Below are 8,417 nucleotides of genomic sequence, written 5' to 3' on the forward strand. Positions count from 1 at the left end.
GAGGAGCTCAAATCGACGTCGGCAGCGTTCCAGTGGCTGTATCCCCGGGCCCCGGAGTCGGCATTGAACGTAGCAACCATACTACTACCACCCACTCCAACAACCAAACAAACTATCAAACTCCAGCAAGATAAAACGCTTCTGTCTGCCATAGCTCTTTTACACTATTAACAAATCGCTTAAATCATTACCAATTAGTATGGTCCCAAAGTCTTCCATCCAACTCGCTCTGGATCTGTTCACTACGCTTCTGCTGTTCCTTAATAACCGTCTGCAAAGCCAGCAAAAAAGCCCGATCTTCATACTGAGTCTGATCTTTAGCCAAAGCCTTAACTTGCTCGATCAACCAAATATTTTCTTTACTCAAGACCATCATCCTCTCCATCCTTGATCATCTTCAAAGTATCTCCCAACTGATCAAGTTCATCCATCTGTTGCACAAAAGTATCCAAGATCAAACCACCAACATGCTTATCACTCTCGCCCAACCCAGCAACAAATTCCTCTAAACGCTCTTTAAACCAAGCTTGACGATTAACCAACGAATCAGGAAAATCCTGATTCAAATAACGCTGATAATCGATCAAAAGTTGTTGTTGCTGATGTTCAGTCTTATACCAAAATTGATCAACCAAAAATAATGGCAAAATTTTCATATGAGCACGAGCAGCAAAAGCACGATAAGGCGCCATCAGTTGATCCATGGTCATCGATTCGATCCCACCGATTTGAAAATCTTTCTTAGCCAACCCAGTAGTTACAACAAGACCAAATTCCTTATCTGCTAAATGATACTGCCCATCGCCATAAACGTAATTACGACTAAACACCTTGTCGATCCAATCCTTCAAACCCGCGAGAGCAGAATACCAATATAAAGGAAATTGAAAAACGATCCGTTGACACGATGCCAGCAACTTTCTTTCAAAATCAACATCGATTCCCTTCAAAGACTCCACGTGATGCCAAATAACATCCACTTGCTCAGAACCTTTTTTTAAAAAAGATTCCGTTTGAGAATTACTAATATCAGGATGAGAAACTACAACTAAAGTTTTGATAAAATCACCTTCACTCAATTATTAAGTCTAGAATACCAAAAAATCACAAGATATGATGAATACAACTTTTTTATGAATTATTATAACCATTTATATTGTAAGCGATTTAAATAATCATTACACTAAAGATAAAGTCATTCAATATGGGGGATTTAAAAATGAAAAAAGCAATCACATTTTTACTATCAACTGCAATCGTTGCCTCTTCAGCACTACTATTAAGTACCAGCAACGCTTCGGCAGCCTCAGTAGTAACAACCAGAGGAGACATATCCCAAACGCACCTCTTCAACAGCAAAGGTGAACTAATAAACAATCGCGCATTAGCTGCCAATACTGACTGGATAATCGGCAAAACCAGCGTCATCAACAATGTCACCTATTATCAAGTTTCAACAAATTAGTACGTAAAAGCAAGCGACGTCTCATTCAAAAAAGCCAACACCAACGTACCAACAACCAATACAAGCAACAACAACGTAACCGTCACAACAAAATATCAACAAGTACCAGTATTCAACGGCAACACCGGCAAAGTCCAAGGTTGGATCAACGGACAAACAGCCTATAAAGTAGGCAAAGTAATCAAAAACAGCCTAGGAATAACCTACTATCAAGTATCAACCAACGGATACGTAGTAAGTGGCTTAGTAGAAGTAAGTGGCACACCAGAAAAAGTAGACAGCATACCAAACTTCAACCCAGCCAGAAACTATCAAGGAGAAGAACCCTTACAGATCCGCTACTTATTAGTCCAAAATAACAACATCAACCAAAACGTCCTAAACACAATACCAAACGAACTACTAACCACAGAATACGCAATCTCAAATTACGCCGGAGAAGATCCAAGCGGATTATACACAAGACTAAAAGCATTCTACCCAGATCTATAAGAGAAAACATCAGCGCATCAAAAAAAGATGCGCTATTTTTATACAAAAAAAATTACCCTTACAAATGCGAGAGTGCAAGGAACGAACACGCGAGCAAGAAGTGAATAAAGAGACAAGAAAAAATATATTAGAACAAGGCAAGAGTGCGAGGAACGAGCACACGAGCAAGAAGCGAATAAAGAGACAAGAAAAATATATTAGAACAAGGCAAGAGTACGAGGAACGAGCACGCGAGCAAGAAGCGAATAAAGAGACAAGAAAAAATATATTAGAACAAGGCAAGAGTGCGAGGAACGAGCACGCGAGCAAGAAGCGAAAGTAATAGAAGGAAATGAATATCAAATCTTATCCAACCAACAAAACAACGAAGGCAACAACCGCAATGTAAGTCAGGAAGAAAAATGAGCGGAGCAAAGTCCCGCGAACCGAGAAAAGAGTCAGTAATCTAGAAAGAGAATATATCCAAACAAGAAAAGGAAGCTCCTACTCCCCACCAGAATAGATAAAGTCTGAGATAGACATGTGAGAAATAGGACGCGCAAAATACTACCTCCACACCCAACCACCAAACAAACTAACACTAATCCCTCAAAATAAAACGCCTCTGTCCGCCATAGCTCTCTCACATCTATACACAAAAAAGCTCTGAACATCAAACACGTCCAGAGCCAGCATCATCAAGCAGGGATCTTCTTGTAATGGCGAAACATAGCCTCGCGATAAATCTTAGCCACAGTCTTCTCATAATCAGCATTAGCAACACCAAAGACCACCTTCATATCGCTACCCTCCTGAATCACCAAACGAACATTAATCAAACTATTGTCCAAATAATCCAAGATCTTCCCAGCAATAGCAGGACGCTTACTCAACTGCAACGAAACCGCAGCCACCAAAGCAATATCCTGATTAACCTCAACATCGTCTAATCCACAAGAGTTACGAAGCTGTAGCAAAATAGCATCCAAGTGAACCTTAACATCAGCACCATGGAACAAAAAACTAAAAGCATCGCTACCAGAAGGAACATAATTAATAGCAACGTGGAACTTCTGCAAAACAGCCAAAACATTTTGTAAAACTTCGATATGCTTATTCAATTGATATTTTTTAATTGTAATAACAGTATAATTTTTCTTACCAGCAATACCAGTAATAATCTGATCACTGATCATCTCATGTTCGGAATCAACGACTAAAGTACCGCCTTCCTCAGGATGATTAGTATTCAAAATTTTAGTAGGTATCTTCTTCTCACGAACAGGTCGAACGGCTTCTTCCTGGAACTCCCATATATGATAATTCTTGAAGTTCATCGTATGTCAAAACATCGATTTTCTTAGAATGATCCACGATCCTTGGATCCGCCATCAAAATACCTGAGACGTCTGTCCAATTCTCATACAGATCAGCATCAAGTAAACTTGCTAAGATCGAACCAGAAATATCACTACCACCACGAGGCATCAAGTGAATATTTCCTGAAACGTCAGCTCCGTAAAAACCAGGAACGAGCAAGTGGTCATTTTCTGCGTAAATTCTTGCAAGACGCTGTGATGATGCTTGATAATCGAATTCATCACCTTTAAAGATCATGACGTCTTTTGGATCAACGAACTTAAAATTCAAATAGGCAGCCATTAACTTACCTGTCAAAAATTCACCACGAGATACTAAATAGTCATGTGAACAATTATTAAGGTTAGCTTTAATCACAGCTAAGTCAGCTTCGATATTTACATCAAGTTTCAAATCATTTCTGATTTTTAGGATCCGATCACTCACGTGATCGAACAATCGTTGGAAGTCTGTACCAGCTTTGAGAGCTTTTTCCAACTTGATCAACATGTCTGTTACTTTAACTGGTTCAGCTTCACTTTTACCAGCTGCACTAACGACTACCACTTGGCGCTGTGGATCACTTTCAATAATATTCTTAACTTTTCTAAATTGATTGGCATCGGCAACAGAACTACCGCCAAATTTTGCTACTTTCATTATGCGACGGCCTCCTGTTTTGAGATTTTTTTGTGAGCAAGTTTGCTATTACTGGGCAGGCTTACCATAAATGCTGATTCGTCGACTTTTAGGATCAAGTCCATGATCTCGTGCATTTTTCCGACTGGGATATTATGGACAACGATATAATTATCTTTTTGAGTTGGTGCATAATCTTTAAATAATGAAGCAATGTTTGCAGCTGATCGAACTAAATAATCAGCGCTTGTTAATTCAGGATTGTATTCCATTTTACTTTCAAAGTTACGTTTCAAATGATCTTTTTCTTCTTTAATATCCAAGAGATCTTGAACGACCGCATTGGCAGTTGGGAACATACCGGCACCTTGTCCAAAGAAGTCTAATTTACCGATCGTATCTCCATTGAGTGAGATCAAGTTGTAATTGTCGGGTGTGTTAGCTTCTAATGTGTGTTTCACAAAAAGTGTTGGTTCAACCACGTAGTCGAATTGATTGCCTTTTTGATGAGTCCGTCCGATCAATTTAACTGAATAACCATTTTTATCGAAAAAGTCGACATCTTTAGCAGTGATGTTTCTAATACCAAAAACGGGTAAATTCTTACGATCTTGAATATTGATGTTATAAGCAATATCTGCACTAATGCAAAGTTTGTTTGCAACATCGATACCATCGATATCAGCACTAGGATCAGCCTCGGCATATCCTAACTCTTGAGCTTTTTGTAAAACTTCTTCGAAAGACTCGCCATTTTTACTCATTTGATCCAAAATGAAGTTACTTGTTCCATTAAAGATCCCGGAAATAGAATTGACGCTGTCGATCCGAAGAGCTTTTTCAAGTCCTTGGATCCAAGGGATACCTCCACCAACGGAAGCTTCGAAGTAAAACTTAACGTTATTTTCCCTTGCAGCGTCTGTGAATTCTTTCAAGTATAGAGCGATCACGGCTTTATTAGCTGTGATGACATGTTTGCCTTGCTTTAATGCTTTCAAAATAAATTCATGGGCCGGTTCAATGCCACCGAGTGCTTCAACTACTACATCTGTTTGTTTATCTTCCAAAATCTCATCGATGTCATCTGTCATTTCTGGCAAAATACGTTTTTTGTTTTTTCTAATGAAAATATGACTAACAGAGAGGTTTTGGGTTTGAACATTCGCCTTCTTTACTATTTCATATACGCCTTTTACAACTGTACCAAATCCTAATATTGCGATTTTCATAGGTTTAACCTCCTGTTAATTAATTGGTGTTCACGATTCATAAACACTTGTTTTTGAATTAAAAACAGGTTACCATATAGACATTCGAAATGCAAGGAGTTATAAAATATGAACAAAAACTACATAAGTACAAGAGATAAAGATATACAAATCTCAGCCAAAAATGCCATTAAAAAAGGCTTTGCTGATGATGGCGGATTATTCGTCTATCCTGAACTGGCACAATTAAAGATCGACTTGGATTCATTACAAGATCTCAACTACCAGCAAATTGCTGCCATTGTATTAGAAAAACTACTACCAGACTTCTCCAAAGAAGAGATCGAAGATAGTATTAACAATGCTTATAATAGTAGTTTTGATACCACCGATATAACTCCCGTTGTTGATGTAGATAATTTTTTCGTGTTAGAGCTATTTCACGGACCAACTAGTGCTTTTAAAGACGTCGGTCTCCAAATGCTTCCTCAATTAATGAAACACGTTCTAGAAAAAGATAATAAAGTTATGATCTTGACAGCAACTAGTGGCGACACAGGTAAAGCTGCCTTAGAAGGTTTCAAAAATCTCGCAAATATGGGGATCACAGTATTTTACCCTCACAATGGCGTCAGCAAGATCCAACAACTACAAATGGAAACAACAAATGGTAGTAATACGGAAATCACTGCTATTAGGGGAAATTTTGACGACGCACAAAGCAACGTTAAAAAGATATTCAATGATAAAGCATTAGAAAAAGAATTAGGCCCTAAAATCAGTCTTTCAAGTGCCAACTCGATCAACATTGGTCGCTTGATCCCACAAGTCGTATATTACTTTGCTTCATATATACAACTAGTTAATAAGAAATCGATCAAATTAGGCGACAAAGTTAATTTCACCGTTCCGACAGGTAATTTCGGTGATGTCTTAGCCGGCTATTATGCTAAACAAATGGGACTACCTGTTAATAAATTTATCGTAGCCAGCAATGAAAATGATGTGTTAACAAAATTTTTTGAATCAGGCGTTTATGACCGTAACTTACCATTTTTCCAAACAGTTGCCCCTAGCATGGACATTCAGATCTCAAGTAATTTTGAAAGACTACTCTATTATAAGAGCGGTGAGGATACTGACTACGTTAAAAAGCTGATGCATCAGCTGGAAACAACTGGTCGTTACCAAGTTTCTTCTGAAGTTCTAGCTAGCATTAAAGAGGACTTCTATTTTGGTTCTTCAGACGATAAAGAGATCAGACAATCGATCAAGCAAGTTTATCAAGATGAATATTATTTGATGGACCCGCACACAGCCGTTGGTTACAAAGTTATGCGCGACTACGAAAAGACTGGCGATAAGACACCTAATGTTCTTTTGAGCACAGCTAGTCCTTACAAGTTCGTCCGTGTAGTTGCAGAATCGATACTCGACGCTGTTCCAAATGACGACTTTGATGTGATGCAAAAAATCAACCGCGTTACTGATATCAAGATCCCTGAAAATTTAGCTAATGTTTGGAACTTACCTACCCTTCATCAAGATGTTATTGATAAAGATCAAATGACAGAATACGTGAAGTCGAAAGTTGAGGAAGAGTTTTATGATAAGAATTAAAGTCCCAGCAACTAGTGCGAACATTGGCGTCAGTTTTGATTGTATGGGCTTAGCCGTTTCGCTTTATTCTTCAGTCGAATTCGACAAATCATCAGAAGAACTTGAGATCACAGGTTGCCCAAAGCAATTTCAAACGCGCGATAATTTGGTCTATCAAGCTTTTGTAAAAGCTTGCGAACATTTAAATAAACCAGTTCCTCATGTCAAAATAACTATCGAGAACAATATCCCTGTGGCTCGAGGTTTGGGTAGTTCAGCTTTTTGTATCGTTGCCGGTCTTGCTGGTGCTAACGTTTGGTTCGATTCTCCAATGGATCGTAGTGAATTGCTAGAATTGGCTACAGAAATGGAAGGACATCCCGATAATGTTTCTCCGGCGATTTACGGAAAACTCGGCGTTTCCTTTATTGATGAAAGTAATGACGTGCAGACAGTCCATTTTAACGTCAATGAGCGATTAGAATTTGTGACGTTGATCCCCGACTATCAAGTAAGCACCGACAAAGCACGTGAGATCTTGCCGACAGAGATGTCTTATCAAGAAGCGATTTATCAAGTCGGCCATGCTGTGGCTCTGTCAAAAGCTATGGAATTAGGCGACCTTGATCTGATCACGGCTAGCATTATCGATAAGATGCATGAACCTTATCGATGCAAGTTGATCCCTGATTATCAAAAAGCCAAAGATATTTGTCAGCAAGCTAATGGTACAATGTATATTAGTGGCAGTGGTTCAACGATGATGGCTATCGTTGATAATCCTGAGTCTGCCGAACAAATTGTTTCAAACGTAAAAAAAGACTTCCCTAATTGGGAAGTCAATCATGTTAATGTTGATACTAATGGAGTAATGAGCGAGGTAATTTAAATTGGAGAAATACTACATTGTTGACGGATCAATTTTGCCTGAGTCATTTGACAAGGTGATCAAGGCTCGTAAGTTGATTGAAAGCGGCAAGACTCATCAAGTTAGTGATGCTGTTAAGCAGGTTGGGATCAGCCGTGGTACTTACTATAAGTATAAGGACCTGGTTTTTTTACCTGATGAGAATCGGACTACCCGTAAGGCTTTGGTTTCTATGATGTTGGAGCATGAGCAAGGGTTGTTGTCTAAGGTTTTGATGATCCTTTCTGATGCTAATGCTAGTGTTTTGACTATTAATCAGAATATTCCTATTCATGATTTGGCTAGTGTGGTTTTGTCTTTTGATATTAGTAATTTGTCTGGGACTATTGATGATTTGCTTGGGCAGTTGACGGATTTTGATGGGATCAGTAATGTGCAGTTGATATCGATTGAGTAGTGTTTTTGTTTGGCGTTTGCTTTCGGATGAGAGCGGCGCCTTTTTTTGTTGTATAGATGTAAGAGAGCTATGGCAGACAGAGGCGTTTTTCTTTGCTGGAAGTCTGTTAGTTTGTTTGGTGTTGGGGTGTGGAGGTAGTATTTGGGTTGGTACGTTCAATGCCGACTCCGGGGCCCGGGGATACAGCCACTGGAACGCTGCCGACTCGATTTGAGCCCTCCGAAGAAGCCCACTTCGCAGGTCTCAAATACGAGTCTTATTCTAAGCGATAAATCGGTTCTTGTTGTACTTTGGTTAGCCATCAAGAAATTCATCAAGATCTAGGTTGCCTGTTGATTCCAAAAAGACTAG

At 39.0% G+C, this 8,417-nt stretch carries 8 protein-coding genes and 1 pseudogene; 5 read left to right on the forward strand and 4 right to left on the reverse strand.

Annotated features, from left to right (window positions below; translation table 11 throughout):
* Positions 1-187: 187 nt before the first annotated feature.
* Both EKM78_RS11985 and EKM78_RS11990 read right to left on the reverse strand, forming a co-directional pair.
* Positions 188-367, reverse strand: coding sequence for a hypothetical protein (locus EKM78_RS11985; protein ID WP_211334375.1), 180 nt, complete (start codon positions 365-367; stop codon positions 188-190).
* Positions 360-1,079: an NAD(P)H-dependent oxidoreductase gene (locus EKM78_RS11990; RefSeq protein WP_245995079.1), complete on the reverse strand. Its 720-nt coding sequence runs from the start codon at positions 1,077-1,079 to the stop codon at positions 360-362. Before EKM78_RS11990 ends, EKM78_RS11985 begins: the two co-directional genes overlap by 8 nt.
* 140 nt (positions 1,080-1,219) lie before the next feature.
* Between EKM78_RS11990 and EKM78_RS11995 the strand changes: the two genes are divergently transcribed.
* Positions 1,220-1,465 (forward strand): SLAP domain-containing protein, encoded by a 246-nt coding sequence (locus EKM78_RS11995; protein WP_125772521.1) that lies wholly within the window; start codon positions 1,220-1,222, stop codon positions 1,463-1,465.
* Between the two features lie 1,169 nt (positions 1,466-2,634).
* On the opposite strand, the pseudogene EKM78_RS12000 reads toward EKM78_RS11995, so the two are convergent.
* Together EKM78_RS12000 and EKM78_RS12005 are read right to left on the reverse strand one after the other, a co-directional pair.
* Positions 2,635-3,955 (reverse strand): annotated as a pseudogene (locus tag EKM78_RS12000) (aspartate kinase).
* Positions 3,955-5,163 carry a homoserine dehydrogenase gene (locus EKM78_RS12005; protein WP_125772525.1) on the reverse strand — a complete coding sequence of 403 codons (1,209 nt, stop codon included), beginning with the start codon at positions 5,161-5,163 and terminating at the stop codon, positions 3,955-3,957. The pseudogene EKM78_RS12000 and the gene EKM78_RS12005 overlap by 1 nt, the downstream one beginning before the upstream one ends.
* A gap of 108 nt (positions 5,164-5,271) precedes the next feature.
* Between EKM78_RS12005 and thrC the strand changes: the two genes are divergently transcribed.
* The 4 genes from thrC (at position 5,272) to EKM78_RS13345 (ending at position 8,338) form a co-directional block, all read left to right on the forward strand.
* A complete protein-coding gene (gene thrC / locus EKM78_RS12010) occupies positions 5,272-6,762 on the forward strand; it encodes a threonine synthase (protein ID WP_125772527.1) in 1,491 nt (496 codons plus the stop codon).
* Positions 6,749-7,630: a homoserine kinase gene (thrB, locus tag EKM78_RS12015; RefSeq protein WP_125772529.1), complete on the forward strand. Its 882-nt coding sequence runs from the start codon at positions 6,749-6,751 to the stop codon at positions 7,628-7,630. Before thrC ends, thrB begins: the two co-directional genes overlap by 14 nt.
* Before the next feature lies 1 nt (position 7,631).
* On the forward strand, positions 7,632-8,066 hold the full coding sequence (locus tag EKM78_RS12020; RefSeq protein WP_125772531.1) for an ACT domain-containing protein: 435 nt from the start codon (positions 7,632-7,634) through the stop codon (positions 8,064-8,066).
* 146 nt (positions 8,067-8,212) lie between these two features.
* Positions 8,213-8,338 (forward strand): hypothetical protein, encoded by a 126-nt coding sequence (locus tag EKM78_RS13345; RefSeq protein ID WP_281273633.1) that lies wholly within the window; start codon positions 8,213-8,215, stop codon positions 8,336-8,338.
* Positions 8,339-8,417: the final 79 nt, after the last annotated feature.

The sequence above is a fragment of the Companilactobacillus furfuricola genome (assembly GCF_003946325.1).
Lineage (GTDB): Bacteria > Bacillota > Bacilli > Lactobacillales > Lactobacillaceae > Companilactobacillus > Companilactobacillus furfuricola.